Genomic DNA, 15,956 nt, shown 5'->3' with positions numbered 1-15,956 from the left:
CCTGAGGATCTATGCCCGTCACAAAGATTGCGACCTGTTGTTATTGCGGGACCCGAGCGGCGCTGGTGCTAAGCGGGCGTGAACGCCACGAATTGGCATGTTCGAACTGTGGTGCGCCGCTACATGATCTGAAAATGTTACCAAAACGGGCGGATGCAGGGGCAGGGCGGACGTCTGCGTCTACGGCGGCACCCGCCCGCCCAAAGCCTGTTCACCGCTCTGAGCCATTGCACAAGAAACCCAGATACAACAAGAAAAATAGAAATAAAAAGAAGAGCTTAACCCGCTGGCTGTTGGAAGGGGCCAAAGACGCAATCGAAGATATCTTTGATTGAAACAAACCAGCGAGATTTATCACGGGTTGGCGAGCAGGGTTTAAATCTAGGGCGCCGATTGTCAGGTTTCATGCAACACGAAACACACAATGATTGGACCCCACGATGATCTCTCGCCGTTCTGTTCTTGGTCTGCTGGCCGCAACTCCCGCTGCTTTGGCCTTTGCCCGCCCTGCGTTTGCTGCAACCACTGAAACCTATGCCGAGGGTGGCGTGGCTGTCGATGGCTCGGACATGGTCGCTTATTTCACCGACGGCGCGCCTGTGACTGGTTCGGCTGGTCACACTGTCGATTGGAATGGCGCGACGTGGCAGTTTGCCAACGCCGAGAACGCGGCGATGTTTGAGGCCAACCCAGAGGCCTACGCCCCGCAATACGGTGGATATTGCGCCTATGCGGTTTCCAAAGGCTACACTGCCCCGACCGAACCCGATGCATGGACCATCCATGAGGGTAAACTTTACCTCAATTTCAACACCACCGTTCGCAAGATTTGGTCCGAAGACATTCCGAGCAATATTGTCAAAGCTGACGGCAACTGGCCGACCGTTCTCGAGGCCTAAGTTTGTTAACGCCTTGTTCACAGGTGTATTACATCCTCTGGAATACGATCAGGACGCACTTACCTACTCTATGAGACGTTATTCTTGGAACGGATGCGTTTCATAATCACTGTCCCTCGTTCCATACCTTGCGCCCGTAGCCTTGTGCTTCGGGCGCCTTTTTGTTTTGAGGGCGCGACCTTTGGGAGAGTGGGATGTACTCAGACAGGTATTTGCAAGACGTGCTAAAGCGCACCAAAACGGTAGCCATCGTTGGGGCGTCTGCCAATCAAGTGCGCCCAAGTTTTTACGTGGCGCGCTATCTCAAGCTCAAAGGGTTTCGTGTGATCCCCATTAACCCCGGTTTGGCAGGTCAAAAGCTACTGGGAGAGACGGTATATGCCGATCTGACATCTGTGCCTGATGATGTGGATATGGTCGATATTTTCCGCCGTTCGGATGCTGTCCCATCCAATATGGATCAAGCGCTAGAGCGATGGCCCGATCTGCAAACGTTCTGGATGCAGATCGGCGTAAAACACCCCGAGGCGGCGGCCAAAGGTGAGGCGCGCGGTGTCACGGTTATTCAGGATCGGTGCCCCAAAATTGAATATCAACGTCTGTTTGGCGAATTGCGCATGTGCGGGTTCAATACCGGTGTGATCTCGTCCAGACTATAGCAGGGGGCGACGCGCAACGTCGCCGCCTACCAAGTATCTTTCAGGTCAATGGGGCGACTAGCGCGACGCTTTTTCAGCAATGCCTGACTGGGCGTTGCGCTGGGCCAGCTCGGCCTCGATATCGTCTAGTGTTACATCACGTGCCGCACACATGACCAACAGATGATACATCGCATCCGCAGCTTCCGCCGTCAGCTTCTTACGGTCGCCTTTGACCGCTTCGATGATTGCTTCGACCGCTTCCTCACCAAATTTTTCAGCACATTTTTCAGGGCCTTGGGCCAACAGTTTCGCGGTCCAAGAGCTGTCTGGATCGGCCTCTTTGCGGTCCGCAATGGTCTGGGCGAGTGATTTGAGCGTCATGAGAGCCTCATTGGGATGCCCGCGTCGGCCATATGCTGTTTGGCTTGCGCGATGGTGTAGGTGCCAAAGTGAAAGATCGAGGCTGCGAGCACGGCAGATGCGCCGCCTTGCGTCACACCTTCGACAAGATGATTCAGCGTGCCTACGCCGCCAGAGGCAATGACAGGGACGCTGACAGCATCCGACACAGCGCGGGTCAATGGCAGGTTAAAGCCTGATTTCGTCCCGTCGCGGTCCATAGACGTCAGAAGAATCTCACCAGCCCCTTTGGCGACAACGGTCTTGGCAAACTCAACCGCGTCAATGCCAGTGGCCTTGCGGCCGCCATGGGTGAAAATCTCCCATTTGCCGGGGGCTGTGGTCTTGGCATCAATCGCCACGACAATGCATTGGCTGCCAAAACGGTCGGCAGCGTCTGTCACCACATTGGGGTCAGCGACGGCTGCAGAGTTGAACGACACCTTGTCAGCGCCCGCTAGCAGCAGATCACGCACGTCATGGTGCGTGCGCACGCCGCCGCCAATGGTCAGTGGCATAAAGCACTGCTCGGCTGTGCGGGTGACCAAATCAAACATCGTCCCGCGATTTTCATGGGTCGCCATAATGTCGAGGAAACATAACTCGTCAGCGCCCGCCGCATCATAGGCCTTGGCCTGTTCAACGGGGTCGCCGGCGTCAATCAGATCGACAAAGTTCACGCCTTTGACCGTACGGCCTTCGGCGACATCGAGGCAGGGGATGATGCGGGTTTTTAACATATCCGCCTCATACCCGCAGTCGCAGCCCTAGGCAACGGTGTCACGAGCGATGCGGCGATGACGCCACTCAAGGACCATCGCAAGAACCAACACCCCTACGCCGTAAACCGCGCCTGCCGCAGAGGCCAAAAGAAAGGCGGGCAGGCTGAGGTTGGCAAATCCTTCGGGCAGAATTGCGCAGTTTTGATAGCCATAGAGCATGTTACCGCCACAGGTTTCGACCGCGACGATGATCGCTGCGTAAAGCGCCCCAAGGGATGCAAACCATGCGGCCGCGCTGATCCTAAGAGTGCGAGCCATTGGGCGATGTCGCAGCGCTGAGGCCAACGCGAAAATCCCGCCACAAATAAGGGTGAGGGGGGGTGAATAAGAATAAAGATCATTGCAGCTAGGTCAGACATCGAAATCTCCTTGAATAATGTTCATTTAGGGGTTTCATGAACGACGTTCAAGTTTATGGGGCTAAATCAATGTCTAAGAATGAAATCTGATACGATTGTTAGTCTGCCAGCGCCGATAGCGCCGCGCCCAGATCAATCGCCCCATCATAGAGCGCGCGACCCGAAATCGCGCCGGAAATCACACCGGTTGCTTTGAGCGCCGTGAGATCGTCCATCGACGATACTCCACCCGAGGCGATGACAGGGATCGACACCGATCGGGCCAAGGCTTCGGTCGCATCGATGTTCGGCCCGCCCATGGCACCATCGCGGTTGATGTCGGTGTAAATGATCGCGGCGACGCCATCGTCTTCAAAGGATTTCGCAAGGTCGGTGACCATGATGTCGGTCTCTTCGGCCCAGCCGCGTGTTGCCACGCGTCCATTGCGTGCATCCAGACCCACCGCGATTTTGCCCGGAAATGCGCGTGACGCTTCTCGGACTAGGTCTGGGTTTTCTACCGCGACTGTACCGAGAATGACGCGTGCCAGTCCTTTGGAAATCCATGCCTCGATCGTCGCCATGTCGCGAATACCACCACCCAGCTGTGCGGGGACCGAACACTGTTCGAGAATTTGCTCGACAGGGGCTGCGTTGACCGGCTCGCCCGCAAAGGCGCCGTTCAAATCGACCAGATGCAGCCATTCGCAACCCGCGTCTTGGAACGCCAGCGCTTGGGCCGCTGGATTGTCGTTAAAGACCGTCGTCTGATCCATATCCCCATGCACCAATCGCACAGCTTGGCCGTCTTTGAGGTCGATAGCAGGATAGAGGATCATGAGCATTTGCCTTTGTCGCGACTGTTTGGCGTTCTTTTGCACCAGACAGGGGGAAATGCAAAGAGACCCAACGTCATTCTTGCCTGACCTAGCGGCATCGCGTCAGTCTGGCGCAGTTACTCTAGGGAGGAGTTCGAAATGAAAAAGATCATCATGGCTGCGATTGCAGCAGTTGGCCTCGCCACACCAGCATTCGCTGATTCCGCAAACGGCACTTGGCAGACCCAAGTGGACGATGGCGCCTATGCGCACGTCACAATGCGCTCTTGCGGCAACGCCGTCTGCGGTGTGATTTCACGCACGTTCAACAGCTCGGGCGAATACCAGTCTGAAAACATCGGAAAAACACTGGTGATCGACATGGTTCCTCAGGGTGGTGGCGAATATGAGGGCAGCGTCTGGCGTCCATCCAACAACAAAATCTACATTGGAAAAATGTCGGTAAGCGGCAACAGCCTCGCTTTGCGCGGATGTGTAGCTGGCGGTTTGATCTGCTCGAAACAGACATGGTCGCGCATCGACTAATCGACGCGATCCAGTTCTAAAATACCAAAGCAGGTCCTTCATCGGGGCCTGCTTTTTTGTTTAGGGCGCCCAGCCTAGGAAGTTGGCGATCAACCGCAGACCTGCCGATTGGCTTTTCTCTGGGTGGAACTGCGTTCCGATCACGGTGCCGCTGCCCACAATCGCTGTGATGTCACCGGCGTAATCGACATAGGCCAAACGGTCCGCCGAATTTGCAATATTCATATGGTAGCTGTGCACAAAATACGCGTGGTCACCGGTCTTGAGACCGTCCAGAACAGGGTGCGTGTCTTGGATCACCAGATCGTTCCATCCCATGTGGGGCACCTTCAGCGATGGATTGCTGGGGGAAATTGGAATGATCTCGCCTGAAATCCAGTCAAACCCATCGACATCGCGGTATTCGCGCCCGACCGTAGCCAGCATTTGCATGCCAACACAAATTCCCAAGAACGGCACAGCGCGACGCGTGACGCTGTCAGTGATCGCCTCGGCCAAACCATCATAGCCACCCAGCGCCTCTCGGCAGGCTGGAAACGCGCCATCACCCGGAAGGACGATTCGGTCCGCACGAGCGACCACATCGGGGTCTGACGTAACGACAACGTCTCCGGCGTCCGTCTCTAGTGCCATGCATTGAAACGCTTTTTCCGCCGAGTGCAAATTGCCGCTGTCGTAGTCAACTAGAGCCGTAACCGCCATCAAAGCATACCTTTGGTCGACGGGATGACACCCGTAGTCCGAGGATCAACCTCAAGCGCATCACGCAAAGCACGTGCGACGGATTTGAAGGCGGCTTCAACGATGTGGTGGCTATTGAACCCGTGGATACGGTCAATGTGCAGCGTCAGGCCGGAATGCGTTGAGAACGCTTGGAAAAACTCACGGACTAGTTCTGTATCAAAGGTGCCGATCTTTTGCGTCGGCAGCTCTAAATTACAGATCAAATATGGACGGCCGGAAATATCCAGCGCGGTGCGGACTTGGGCGTCATCCATCGCAAGGTGGCAGGATCCGTAACGACGGATGCCCTTTTTGTCGCCAACAGCCTTGGCCAATGCCTGACCAATCGCGATGCCAACGTCCTCGACCGTGTGGTGGTCATCAATGTGCAAATCACCGGTCGCGCGTACGGTCATGTCCATCAAGGCATGGCGGGCCAGCTGATCCAGCATATGATCAAAGAATCCGACACCCGTCTGGTTGTCGGCGGCACCTGTGCCGTCGAGATCCAAAGTAACCGAAATATCTGTTTCGTTGGTCTTGCGTGTGATGGTCGCGGTGCGCATCTCGTGATCCTCGTTGCGGTGTTGGGCTGCGTATAGTCGCCTGTTTGCGCTGGGCCAAGAGGGCACAACGCTATCGCGCAAAACTGTTGCCCTATGGTTGATTGAGATACATTACAGGCTGAACAGGGACTAGCGCCGTGGCGCTTACCTGCCTTGCTCGTTAGATGGGCAGAATTGCGTCAGCGACAGCACATTACCACTGGGGTCTTTCAGCCACGCGATCTTGTTGCCATCGGGCGATGTCCAAACACCAGATGCGTCTTGGGAGAGGTGTTCAAACTGCAAAAATTCAGGACCTCGGGACGTCAATGTCGCGATTTCATGCGAAATATCGGCAACCTCCCATCCATGGGCGGTGTGATCCGCTGGTCCATAACCTTCAATGATCTGAACCCGTAACATGATGTCCCCATCCCGAAAGGCGAGCGCGTAAGGCGATGCATCGACCAAGGGAAGCCCCATCACTTGGGAATAAAACCGCTCGGACACAGCCGCATCCTGTGTCGCCAAAAAGCAGATCGGTTGTCGCGTGTTCGTCATGAAATCAGTCCTTGCGCTGGATTGCACAAGCATAACAGATTTTGCGGGATCGCGGTCTCTGAAACGACGAAGGGCCACCCAAAGGTGGCCCTGTCGTAACGAACAGTGTCCGTTAAATTGGAGCGGGCGATGAGATTCGAACTCACGACCCTAACCTTGGCAAGGTTATGCTCTACCCCTGAGCTACGCCCGCATCCGTTGGGTGTGGGCTATCTAGCCCCCAGTCTTCACCACCGCAAGAGGGTTTTTGGTAGTTTTGTAAAAAGTTTCAGATTCTTTTCAAATGACACTCTGCACAAGAAGCAAAACCGCACTGCCCGCCATCATGCCGGTGGTCAGAATGGTGCCGTAAACGCGGCCTTTCATGATTGGTGGGCTAACAGAAAAAGCGTAGCCGTGAACAATGCGACCCGCCAACAGCGCGATACCCAAAGCATGCACAACATCGCCAGATATTCCGGATAGTTCGACCAACAAGAGCAGGATCAGAGCCAGTAGCACGTATTCTGCACAGTTCGCTTGGGCTCTCATACGTTTTAGCAGGCTTTTGTCTCCCTCATCTCCCAGTCCCAATTTGTTCGAGCGTCTGTAAAAGATGACCCGAAAACTAAGGATCAAAAACACGATGGCAATCAGGCTGGCAAAAATCGGTGTAATGGTCGGCATTGCTGGATCTTCTAGGAAGAATGAGCGTCAGATTTGACCGCGCGTGGCGGCAATGTGAAATCTTCGGGTAAGACGAGGATCTCACGTTCATTCAAAAGAAGCACTCCGTAGGCTCCGGGTTCATCAACCGCCAGCGATGTGTCGTCATCCCCTAGACACATCGGTATTTGGTGGCAGGTCGATTTCAGCATCGCAACGGCGACACCATTGGTTTGCCCCATGATAGTCCGGTGCACATGTCCGTGGATCAGCTGTTTCACACAAGGATGCTGTGCAATGAGATCGCGAAATTCAGCACCATTGTGCAGCTTGATCCGGTCCATTCCGGTAAACCCAGTGTCAAATGCTGGGTGGTGGGCGATCAGCGTCACCTGCTTGTCTGCATGTGTCTCGAGATGGGCGGCAAGCCAGTCCAGCCGCGTTTCGCACAGCAGTCCACTGTGGTGATCGGGCGCGGTCTGATCTTTGGTATCCAGACACAGGATCACATGGTCGCCATCGTGGATCGCGAATTGCACAAATCCATCGACATCAGGCGCTTGGGTGAAAACCTTCCTGAAGGACGGGCGATAATCGTGATTGCCCAACATCACATGAACGGGCAGGGGACACTCGTCCAAAACCTCAGCCAAACGGGTATATTCAGATGGCAAGCCATGATGGGTCAGGTCGCCCGCAATAATTACGGCCTTGGCATCCGGGTGATGGTGTACGGCATGCGCCAGGCCTTGGGTCAAACGAACCGCCGGATCGAGATCAATGATTGTCTCACCCGCACCAACGATGTGAACATCAGTGAAAATTAGATATTTGCCCATAAGCCCCCCGTGATTTTCACTGCACCCTAGCAGCCCCACGGAAAAGAAAAAGGGCGACGCACCGGAACGCATCGCCCAAATTTCGGTTCTTTTTGAGAGCCACAGAGAACTTGATTTGTCGTGCCGCGAGAAAGAGATTCACGCTCGATCCGTAATGCACCAATTTGTTCTTGGCCGTCGGCCTAGATTGCAAGTGCGTCCGGCGACGTTCCAGCATCAATAGCGGACTTGTACCATGCAGGTGGTCGTCCCCGTCCGGACCAAGTCTGTGATGCATCAGCGGGATTCGCATATTTTGCTGCAGCGCGCGGTTTTGCCTTACCGCCACGTCTTGGCTTGCTCGCGGCGGGTGCCGTGTTGCCTGCCAATTCCGACAGCGTATAGCCGTGCGCCTTTGCGGCCTTCTCAGCAGCAGCCAGAGCCGCCGCTTGTTCCCGCTCAGTGACTTTTGCGAGAGCTTTTTCAATGTCCGCGCTCAGCTTGTTTAGCTCTTTGCGCGTCATGTTCTTAAGGTCAATTTTCATTTTTCTGGTCCCATATCTATATTATTATGATGTCACAAACGGTTGCGGGATGGAATTGCAATTTGTTCAATTCCGAGTTGCACAGCTGGTTCACTCACAATTGGCATTGCGCGCCGTCGATGGGGTCGTTGCCCCAGTTTGCCGTGTTGATATTAGTTAAACTAACAGGTCTCAGGAAAAGAAAAAGGGCGACACGCCGGAACGCATCGCCCTTTGGTTCGTCTAGCGAGCCGGATTACTCGAGCTCGATTAGCAAGTCCTTGGCATCGATTTGGCCGCCAGCGTTGACGTGCACGGCTTTTACCATCGCGTCGCGTTCGGCGTGGATACCCGTTTCCATTTTCATGGCTTCGATGGTGAGCAACAGATCGCCTTCTTTGACTTCTTTGCCGACGACCGCAGCAATCGATGCAACAACGCCGGGCATTGGTGCACCGATGTGATCGTCATTGCCAGCTTCGGCTTTGGGCTGAGCGATTTTGGTTGCTGTGACCAAACGGTTTGGAACGCGGATCACCCGTGGTTGGCCGTTTAGCTCAAAGAAAACTTTGACCTCGCCATCTTCATTGGTGTCGCCAATCGCTTGCAGTCGAATGACCAGCGTCTTGCCCGAATCAATCTCGGCTTCGATCTCTTCACCCGGCTCCATACCGTAAAAAAACGTGCGCGTCGGCAGAGTGCGCACAGGGCCATAGGTTTTGTGACGGCCCATGTAGTCAAGGAACACCTTGGGGTACATCAAGTAGCCGTTCAAATCCTCGCCATCGATCTCTATGTCGTCCAGTTGTGCGGACAGATCGGTGCGTGTCGCTTCGAGATCAACAGGCGGCAGCGATTTGCCGGGGCGATCAGTGCTCGCCTTTTCGCCCTTGAGGATCTTTTTCTGCAACGCGGTTGGCCAGCCACCGGGGGGTTGGCCCAGATTGCCGCGCATCATGTCGATCACACTGTCTGGGAACGCCACGTCGACGCCTTTGTCCTCGACCTGTGAACGTGTCAGGTTCTGGCTAACCATCATCAACGCCATATCGCCGACAACCTTGGACGATGGTGTCACTTTGACGATGTCACCGAACATCTGGTTCACATCGGCGTAGGTCTGCGCGACCTCATGCCAGCGTTCTTCCAGACCCAAGGACCGCGCTTGCGCCTTGAGGTTGGTGAACTGGCCACCAGGCATTTCGTGTAGGTACACTTCCGATGCTGGCGCCTGCATGCCGCTTTCGAATGCAGCGTAATGATCGCGTACGCTCTCCCAATAATTCGAGATTTCGCGGATCGCATTCATGTCTAGCCCTGTGTCGCGGTCGGTGCGCAACAGCGCCTCAATGATCGAGCCCAGAGTTGGCTGTGATGTGTTACCTGACAACGCGTCCATTGCGGCATCAACAGCGTCAACACCCGCAGCAGAGGCGGCGAGAACCGTCGCAATTGCAGAGCCTGATGTGTCATGCGTGTGGAAATGGATCGGCAACCCGACCTCTTCCTTGAGCGCTTTGACCAGCATGCCAGCGGCTGTCGGCTTGAGCAGGCCAGCCATGTCTTTCAGGCCCAGCACATGCGCGCCTGCAGCCTTCAACTCTTGACCCATTTCAACGTAGTACTTGAGGTCATACTTGCTGCGCTCTGGGTTCAGCAGATCACCAGTGTAGCAGATTGTACCCTCACAAACTTTGTTCGCCTCGACCACGGCGTCCATTGCGACGCGCATGTTTTCAACCCAGTTCAGGCTGTCGAAAACGCGGAACACGTCAACACCAGTTTCGGCCGCTTGGCGTACAAATTCCTGCACGACGTTGTCAGGATAGTTCGTATACCCCACACCGTTCGAGGCGCGCAGAAGCATCTGGGTCATGATGTTTGGCATCTTGGCGCGAATGTCGCGCAAACGCTGCCACGGGCATTCCTGCAAGAAACGGTAGGCCACGTCGAACGTCGCACCGCCCCAGCATTCCATCGAAAACAGACCCGACATGTTTGCGGCATAGGTTGGTGCCACACGGATCATATCGACCGACCGCATGCGTGTTGCCAGCAACGATTGGTGACCGTCCCGCATGGTGGTGTCAGTGATCAGCAGCTGCTTTTGCTCGCTCATCCAATCGGCGACCGCTTGGGGTCCGAAATCATCTAGAATGTTGCGCGTGCCGTGTGGGGCCGCATCCAATGTTTGGATCGGTGCGCGAGGCAGCTTTACATCTGTGCGGGGCAGGGGGCGCCCTTCGGTTTCGGGGTGACCGTTGACGGTGATGTCAGCCACATAGGTCAGGATTTTAGTCGCACGGTCGCGGCGCTTTTTGAAATCAAACAGCGCAGGCGTGTCGTCGATAAACTTGGTTGTGTATTCGTTCGACAGGAATGTCGGGTGCTTGAGCAGGTTCTCGACGAAGGCAATGTTGGTCGACACACCGCGGATACGGAATTCGCGCAATGCACGGTCCATCCGCGCGATTGCGGCCTCAGGTGTCGGCGCCCATGCGGTCACCTTTTCCAGCAGACTGTCATAATAGCGTGTGATGACCGCACCAGAATAGGCTGTACCGCCGTCGAGACGAATGCCCATGCCGGTCGCACCGCGATAGGCGGTGATACGACCGTAATCGGGGATAAAGTTGTTGCGTGGGTCTTCTGTTGTCACACGACACTGAATCGCGTGACCGTCCAGCTTGACGTCATACTGCGTGCTTACACCGGTCGCCTCGACCAGTGATTTACCTTCGGCGATCAAGATCTGCGCGCGCACAATATCGATGCCAGTGACTTCTTCAGTGACCGTGTGCTCGACCTGAACACGCGGGTTCACTTCGATAAAGTAGAATTCGCCCGAATCCATATCCATAAGGAATTCGACCGTGCCCGCACATTCATAGTTTACGTGCTGACAGATTTTCTTGCCCAGATTACAAATCTGTTCGCGCTGGGTGCCGCTCAGGTACGGGGCAGGGGCGCGCTCGACGACCTTTTGGTTGCGGCGCTGTACCGAACAATCGCGCTCGTATAGGTGATAGATGTTGCCTTCTTGGTCGCCGAGAATCTGAACCTCGACGTGACGGGCGCGTGTGATCATCTTTTCCAGATAACCCTCACCGTTGCCAAAGGCGGCCTCGGCTTCGCGACGGCCCTCTAGGACCTTCTCTTCCAATTCGTCTTCGCCAAAGATCGGGCGCATTCCGCGACCACCACCGCCCCATGACGCTTTGAGCATCAAAGGATAGCCGACTTCTGCCGCCTGTTTCTTGATCAGCGCCATGTCGTCGCCCAGAACTTCGGTTGCTGGGATCACAGGCACATCTGCATCAATTGCCACGTGGCGCGCGCTGGCTTTGTCGCCCAATTTGCGCATCGTCGCGGCCTTTGGTCCGATAAAGGTAATGCCAGCTGCATCACAGGCATCAACGAACTCGGGGTTCTCCGACAGCAGGCCGTACCCAGGGTGGATCGCATCGGCACCGGCCATCTTTGCGACGCGGATGATTTCCTCGATGCTCAGGTAGGCGGCAACTGGGCCTAGGCCCTCACCAATCTTATAGGCTTCGTCAGCTTTGAAACGGTGCAGGCCCAGTTTGTCTTCTTCGGCGTAAACCGCGACCGTTTTCTTGCCCATCTCGTTGGCGGCACGCATCACTCGGATCGCGATCTCACCCCGGTTGGCAACAAGAATTTTCTGGAAATCGGCCATATCATTTACCCCTGATTGTGCAGTTGCAGCATGGGTAAGTAGATTTTTAGACCGTGTAAACAGGGGAAACTGGGTAGTTTGCTGTTAAAAACGCTATTTTTCGACGATCTTCCCGCTCAGGTCGCTTAGATCGCGCGCACCGATCTGTCCCATGTTGGCAGCCATGTCCTTGGCCAAAATGTCCATGACGTGGGCCGCACCCGCTTCCCCAAGGGCACCAAGACCATAATGCCATGCCCGACCAAGCATCACAAAATCCGCGCCAAGTGCGAGTGCACGCAGAACATCCAGACCGGTTTCAACGCCGCTGTCCATGATCACGGGCAGTTCTGTTGCTGCCCTGATAGCAGGCAACTGTTCGATTGTTGCGGGCGCTGCATCAAACTGGCGCCCCGCATGGTTGCTGATCCAGATCGCGTCAGCGCCATCCTTGGCCAGCCTCTCACAATCGTCAGGGTTCATCACACCTTTAACGATCAGTGGTCCGTCCCATTCGTCACGCAAGGCACGCAAATAGCTCCAATCTGGCGAGGTGCGCAGCAAATAACCGATGTGCTGGTTGGACGGCATGCTGCCCTTGGTATCTGCGTAACTTTCCATCAAACGCAGACGCGGCATTCCTGTTTTGCGAATGCCGTTTAGCCACGCAGGGCATTGCGCAGCTTGCATTGCCAGCCGCGGTGTTAGCCGTGGTGGCTGCGTGAGCCCGCCACGAACCTGTCGTTCGCGCCGCGATGCCACAGGGACATCGACCGTCAAGACCAGCGTATGAAATCCGGCCTCGCGCGCGCGGCGCAGGATATCCAACCGAATGTCACGGTCACGCGGCGGGTAAATCTGGAACCACCCGTTGTCCCCCGCATGCCCGCCAACGTCTTCGGGCAATTGGCTGGCCACGGTCGACAATGTATAGGGCATGCCGTGCCGCGCAGCAGTACGCGCCAACATTTGTTCGGCCCCCGGCCAGATCAATCCCGACATCCCGACAGGTGCGATGCCAAAGGGCACGGTATAGTCGCGCCCCAACAGGGTTGTGCGCAAATCCGGCTCGAACTCACCATGCAAGATCGACGGCAAAAATCGCACTTGATCCAAACGTGACCGATTGCGTGCAAGTGTCCGTTCATCCCCTGTCGCGCTGTCTAGATATTCCCACACAAAATGAGGAATGCGGCGACGTGCGCGGGCTTTTAGATCGGCGATTGCGGGGTGTCGGCTGTGATGGTCCATACCTTGTCCTAACGACCTATCCACCAGAGGCCTAGGAAAACCCGAAACTGGGGCGCATTTTTGGTCCCCCCAACAAAACCTTTCAAAACATATGAAGCTAGGAACAAACGTGGAACAGGCTTTGCAACCCTTAAAAACCCCGCTAGTTAAGGATCCATGAGCAGCTATGACGAAGATGACGCCTTTGAGCGCGCCGCAATTCCCTTGTCGCAACGGGCCATGCAGGCGCGTCCTGCGCCCTATTTGAATGACCTGAACCCCGCTCAACGCGAGGCGGTCGAGGCATTGAAGGGGCCCGTTCTGATGCTGGCTGGTGCAGGCACGGGAAAGACCAAGGCGTTGACGTCGCGCATTGTTCACCTGATGAGCACGGGCAACGCGCGTCCGAATGAAATTCTCGCGGTGACCTTTACCAACAAAGCTGCCCGAGAGATGAAAATTCGCGTGGGACGAATGCTGGGTGAGACAGTCGAGGGCATGCCATGGCTCGGCACCTTTCACGCGATCTGTGTCAAACTTTTGCGCCGCCATGCTGAATTGGTCGGCCTCAAATCCAACTTTACGATCCTCGATACCGACGACCAGCTGCGCCTGCTCAAGCAACTGGTTGCCGCTGAAAACATCGACGACAAACGCTGGCCTGCTCGGATGCTCGCCGGCATCATCGACAGTTGGAAAAACCGCGCATGGACCCCCGATAGCCTGCCCGCGGCTGAAACGGGTGCCTATGACGGCAAAGGGGCCAAAATCTATGTGGATTATCAGGCGCGCCTGAAACAACTCAACGCCGCAGATTTTGGCGATCTGTTGTTGCATGTGGTCACGATCTTTCAAACGCACGAGGACGTGCTCAAACAATACCAACGCTGGTTTAAATATATCCTCGTCGACGAATATCAGGATACCAACGTGGCCCAGTATCTATGGCTGCGCTTGCTGGCGGCGGATCACAAAAACATCTGTTGTGTGGGCGATGATGACCAGTCGATCTATGGCTGGCGTGGTGCCGAAGTGGGCAACATTCTGCGGTTTGAACAGGATTTTCCGGGTGCGACGGTCGTTAGGCTAGAACAAAACTACCGCAGCACGGAACACATCCTAGGGGCTGCGGCAGGTGTGATCGACGCCAACAAAGGGCGGCTCGGTAAAACTCTGTGGACCGCAGCCGAGGGTGGCGAAAAGGTCCGGCTGATCGGTCATTGGGATGGCGAGGAAGAGGCCCGCTGGATCGGCAACGAAGTCGAGGCGATGCAGCGCGGCACCCGCGGGCTTGATCCCAAATCGCTAGACGATATGGCGATCCTAGTGCGCGCCTCGCATCAAATGCGCGCCTTCGAAGACAGGTTCCTGACTATCGGCTTGCCGTACCGTGTCATTGGTGGCCCTCGCTTTTATGAGCGTTTGGAAATCCGCGATGCGATGGCCTATTTCCGCCTCGCGGTCTCGCCAGATGATGACCTCGCATTCGAACGCATCGTCAACACGCCCAAGCGCGGCCTCGGTGATAAGGCACAGCAGAAAATCCAGATCGCGGCGCGGGCCAATGGTGTGAACCTGATTGAAGGCGCGCGCATCTTGCTCGCGGCCAAAGGGCTGGGCGGCAAGGGCGGCGTGGAGCTTGCCAAACTGATCGAAGGTCTCGACCGTTGGCACGCCTTGATTCGCGAAGATGGGCAAAACCACATCGAAGTCGCCGAGATCATGCTGGACGAAAGCGGCTACACCGGTTTCTGGCAGAATGACAAAACGCCCGAGGCCCCCGGTCGCCTCGAGAATCTCAAGGAATTGGTCAAAGCGCTCGAGCAGTTCGAAAACCTGCAAGGGTTCCTCGAGCACGTCAGCCTGATCATGGACAACGAGAGCGAACAAGAGGGCGCCAAGGTCAGCATCATGACCCTGCACGCTGCCAAAGGTCTCGAATTTCCAGCCGTGTTTTTACCCGGATGGGAGGACGGCCTGTTCCCATCCCAGCGCAGCATGGACGAAAGCGGCATGAAGGGCCTCGAAGAGGAACGCCGCCTTGCCTATGTCGGGATCACGCGTGCCGAAGAGATTTGCACGATCTCTTTCGCGGCCAACCGCCGTGTGTATGGCCAATGGCAGTCGTCGCTGCCGAGCCGCTTTATTGACGAATTGCCCGAGGATCATGTGGATGTCCTCACCCCGCCCGGTCTTTATGGCGGCGGGTTCGGGGCCGCAGGCATGTCGACCCAAGCCTCTCCCATGATGCAAGAGATGTCCGGCTCGAATCTACATCAAGAGGCCGCACAGGCCGATGTCTACAACTCTCCGGGGTGGCGTAGGTTGCAGGCCAACGCGCAAAAGCGTGGTGTTAGCCAACCGTCAGAGGCCAAAAACATGACGATCGATATGAATGCGCTCAGCGCGTTCACTGTCGGAGACCGCGTGTTCCATGATAAATTCGGCTATGGCGAGGTCATGTCGATGGAGGGCGACAAGCTCGAGATCGAATTTGACAAAGCGGGCGCCAAAAAGGTCGTGGCACGCTTTATCAAATCCGCAGACCAAGCCGGCGAGGTGCCGTTCTAGATACGTCTCTTGGCGCGCGTGGCGCCAATGTGCCTCGCGGCTTCGGTGCTCCGGCCTCAAGCCAACGGGCGCCGCCCTGCAAACTTGACCCGAACCGGACCTTTCTCGCGACTTAGTTCACGGTCCGCATTGCGGGACGAAGCTGCCATTCGCCGATAACATTCCAATGGCCGCTTTCGCGAAAAACAAGAGTAACCTAGTGCTCGCAATATGGCGCTCGGGACCCAATATTTGACT

Annotated in this window: 17 protein-coding genes and 1 tRNA gene; 5 read left to right on the top strand and 13 right to left on the bottom strand. The window is 55.9% G+C overall.

All coding sequences use genetic code 11. The features are described 5' to 3' along the window. Positions 1-11: 11 nt before the first annotated feature. The 3 genes from TR2A62_RS06040 (at position 12) to TR2A62_RS06030 (ending at position 1,558) form a co-directional block, all read left to right on the top strand. Positions 12-335 carry a hypothetical protein gene (locus TR2A62_RS06040; RefSeq protein WP_009158303.1) on the top strand — a complete coding sequence of 108 codons (324 nt, stop codon included), beginning with the start codon at positions 12-14 and terminating at the stop codon, positions 333-335. Between the two features lie 105 nt (positions 336-440). After that, the gene (locus TR2A62_RS06035) at positions 441-899 is read left to right on the top strand and encodes a YHS domain-containing (seleno)protein (protein ID WP_009157288.1); all 459 of its coding nucleotides are present in this window, start codon (positions 441-443) and stop codon (positions 897-899) included. Positions 900-1,093: 194 nt separating this feature from the next. Then, positions 1,094-1,558, top strand: a complete 465-nt coding sequence (locus TR2A62_RS06030; protein ID WP_009160398.1) for a CoA-binding protein — start codon at positions 1,094-1,096, stop codon at positions 1,556-1,558. Between the two features lie 57 nt (positions 1,559-1,615). Here TR2A62_RS06030 and TR2A62_RS06025 read toward each other — a convergent pair whose 3' ends face one another. The 4 genes from TR2A62_RS06025 to hisA form a co-directional block, all read right to left on the bottom strand. Beyond that, positions 1,616-1,921, bottom strand: a complete 306-nt coding sequence (locus TR2A62_RS06025) for a phosphoribosyl-ATP diphosphatase (RefSeq protein WP_009158860.1) — start codon at positions 1,919-1,921, stop codon at positions 1,616-1,618. Then, a complete protein-coding gene (hisF, locus tag TR2A62_RS06020) occupies positions 1,918-2,679 on the bottom strand; it encodes an imidazole glycerol phosphate synthase subunit HisF (protein WP_009158803.1) in 762 nt (253 codons plus the stop codon). Before hisF ends, TR2A62_RS06025 begins: the two co-directional genes overlap by 4 nt. 27 nt (positions 2,680-2,706) lie before the next feature. After that, the gene (locus TR2A62_RS06015) at positions 2,707-2,979 is read right to left on the bottom strand and encodes a hypothetical protein (protein WP_009157780.1); all 273 of its coding nucleotides are present in this window, start codon (positions 2,977-2,979) and stop codon (positions 2,707-2,709) included. 199 nt (positions 2,980-3,178) lie between these two features. After that, entirely contained in the window at positions 3,179-3,898 is a 720-nt protein-coding gene (gene hisA / locus TR2A62_RS06010; protein ID WP_009160480.1) for a 1-(5-phosphoribosyl)-5-[(5-phosphoribosylamino)methylideneamino]imidazole-4-carboxamide isomerase, read from the bottom strand. Between the two features lie 138 nt (positions 3,899-4,036). On the opposite strand from hisA, the gene TR2A62_RS06005 reads away from it, so the two are divergent. Continuing rightward, the gene (locus TR2A62_RS06005) at positions 4,037-4,423 is read left to right on the top strand and encodes a DUF2147 domain-containing protein (RefSeq protein ID WP_009158716.1); all 387 of its coding nucleotides are present in this window, start codon (positions 4,037-4,039) and stop codon (positions 4,421-4,423) included. Between the two features lie 60 nt (positions 4,424-4,483). On the opposite strand, the gene hisH is transcribed toward TR2A62_RS06005, so the two are convergent. The 9 genes from hisH to TR2A62_RS05960 all read right to left on the bottom strand — a co-directional run bounded on the left by hisH (position 4,484) and on the right by TR2A62_RS05960 (position 13,169). After that, a complete protein-coding gene (gene hisH / locus TR2A62_RS06000) occupies positions 4,484-5,125 on the bottom strand; it encodes an imidazole glycerol phosphate synthase subunit HisH (protein ID WP_009159267.1) in 642 nt (213 codons plus the stop codon). Then, positions 5,125-5,712 carry an imidazoleglycerol-phosphate dehydratase HisB gene (gene hisB / locus TR2A62_RS05995; RefSeq protein ID WP_009158204.1) on the bottom strand — a complete coding sequence of 196 codons (588 nt, stop codon included), beginning with the start codon at positions 5,710-5,712 and terminating at the stop codon, positions 5,125-5,127. The genes hisH and hisB overlap by 1 nt, the downstream gene beginning before the upstream one ends. Before the next feature lie 144 nt (positions 5,713-5,856). After that, the gene (locus TR2A62_RS05990; protein WP_009157816.1) at positions 5,857-6,252 is read right to left on the bottom strand and encodes a VOC family protein; all 396 of its coding nucleotides are present in this window, start codon (positions 6,250-6,252) and stop codon (positions 5,857-5,859) included. Between the two features lie 118 nt (positions 6,253-6,370). Beyond that, positions 6,371-6,445 (bottom strand) — tRNA-Gly (locus TR2A62_RS05985). Between the two features lie 86 nt (positions 6,446-6,531). Next, positions 6,532-6,918 (bottom strand): MAPEG family protein, encoded by a 387-nt coding sequence (locus TR2A62_RS05980; RefSeq protein ID WP_009160773.1) that lies wholly within the window; start codon positions 6,916-6,918, stop codon positions 6,532-6,534. Between the two features lie 11 nt (positions 6,919-6,929). After that, entirely contained in the window at positions 6,930-7,736 is an 807-nt protein-coding gene (locus tag TR2A62_RS05975) for a metallophosphoesterase (RefSeq protein WP_040820298.1), read from the bottom strand. Positions 7,737-7,918: 182 nt separating this feature from the next. Beyond that, the gene (locus TR2A62_RS05970) at positions 7,919-8,260 is read right to left on the bottom strand and encodes an H-NS family nucleoid-associated regulatory protein (RefSeq protein ID WP_009159676.1); all 342 of its coding nucleotides are present in this window, start codon (positions 8,258-8,260) and stop codon (positions 7,919-7,921) included. 235 nt (positions 8,261-8,495) lie between these two features. After that, a complete protein-coding gene (locus TR2A62_RS05965) occupies positions 8,496-11,939 on the bottom strand; it encodes a pyruvate carboxylase (RefSeq protein WP_009157733.1) in 3,444 nt (1,147 codons plus the stop codon). A gap of 93 nt (positions 11,940-12,032) precedes the next feature. Beyond that, complete coding sequence (locus TR2A62_RS05960; protein ID WP_009160183.1) at positions 12,033-13,169, bottom strand: alpha-hydroxy acid oxidase; 1,137 nt, start codon at positions 13,167-13,169, stop codon at positions 12,033-12,035. Between the two features lie 156 nt (positions 13,170-13,325). Between TR2A62_RS05960 and TR2A62_RS05955 the strand changes: the two genes are divergently transcribed. Beyond that, positions 13,326-15,719, top strand: a complete 2,394-nt coding sequence (locus TR2A62_RS05955; RefSeq protein ID WP_009159059.1) for an ATP-dependent helicase — start codon at positions 13,326-13,328, stop codon at positions 15,717-15,719. Positions 15,720-15,956 lie beyond the last annotated feature (237 nt).

It is taken from the genome of Thalassobium sp. R2A62 (assembly GCF_000161835.1).
Taxonomy (GTDB): Bacteria; Pseudomonadota; Alphaproteobacteria; order Rhodobacterales; family Rhodobacteraceae; genus Thalassobium.
This window is presented reverse-complemented; position numbering and strand designations above follow the sequence as displayed.

Excerpts from the sequence above, each read along its gene's own strand:
- TR2A62_RS05970 (WP_009159676.1), bottom strand. The coding sequence starts at position 8,260 with ATGAAAATTGACCTTAAGAACATGACGCGCAAAGAGCTAAACAAGCTG.
- TR2A62_RS06005 (WP_009158716.1), top strand. The coding sequence starts at position 4,037 with ATGAAAAAGATCATCATGGCTGCGATTGCAGCAGTTGGCCTCGCCACA.
- hisF (WP_009158803.1), bottom strand. The coding sequence starts at position 2,679 with ATGTTAAAAACCCGCATCATCCCCTGCCTCGATGTCGCCGAAGGCCGT.
- TR2A62_RS05955 (WP_009159059.1), top strand. The coding sequence starts at position 13,326 with ATGAGCAGCTATGACGAAGATGACGCCTTTGAGCGCGCCGCAATTCCC.
- TR2A62_RS06035 (WP_009157288.1), top strand. The coding sequence starts at position 441 with ATGATCTCTCGCCGTTCTGTTCTTGGTCTGCTGGCCGCAACTCCCGCT.
- TR2A62_RS05965 (WP_009157733.1), bottom strand. The coding sequence starts at position 11,939 with ATGGCCGATTTCCAGAAAATTCTTGTTGCCAACCGGGGTGAGATCGCG.
- hisH (WP_009159267.1), bottom strand. The coding sequence starts at position 5,125 with ATGGCGGTTACGGCTCTAGTTGACTACGACAGCGGCAATTTGCACTCG.
- TR2A62_RS06025 (WP_009158860.1), bottom strand. The coding sequence starts at position 1,921 with ATGACGCTCAAATCACTCGCCCAGACCATTGCGGACCGCAAAGAGGCC.
- TR2A62_RS05975 (WP_040820298.1), bottom strand. The coding sequence starts at position 7,736 with ATGGGCAAATATCTAATTTTCACTGATGTTCACATCGTTGGTGCGGGT.
- hisA (WP_009160480.1), bottom strand. The coding sequence starts at position 3,898 with ATGATCCTCTATCCTGCTATCGACCTCAAAGACGGCCAAGCTGTGCGA.
- TR2A62_RS05990 (WP_009157816.1), bottom strand. The coding sequence starts at position 6,252 with ATGACGAACACGCGACAACCGATCTGCTTTTTGGCGACACAGGATGCG.
- TR2A62_RS06040 (WP_009158303.1), top strand. The coding sequence starts at position 12 with ATGCCCGTCACAAAGATTGCGACCTGTTGTTATTGCGGGACCCGAGCG.
- TR2A62_RS05960 (WP_009160183.1), bottom strand. The coding sequence starts at position 13,169 with ATGGACCATCACAGCCGACACCCCGCAATCGCCGATCTAAAAGCCCGC.
- hisB (WP_009158204.1), bottom strand. The coding sequence starts at position 5,712 with ATGCGCACCGCGACCATCACACGCAAGACCAACGAAACAGATATTTCG.
- TR2A62_RS05980 (WP_009160773.1), bottom strand. The coding sequence starts at position 6,918 with ATGCCGACCATTACACCGATTTTTGCCAGCCTGATTGCCATCGTGTTT.
- TR2A62_RS06015 (WP_009157780.1), bottom strand. The coding sequence starts at position 2,979 with ATGGCTCGCACTCTTAGGATCAGCGCGGCCGCATGGTTTGCATCCCTT.
- TR2A62_RS06030 (WP_009160398.1), top strand. The coding sequence starts at position 1,094 with ATGTACTCAGACAGGTATTTGCAAGACGTGCTAAAGCGCACCAAAACG.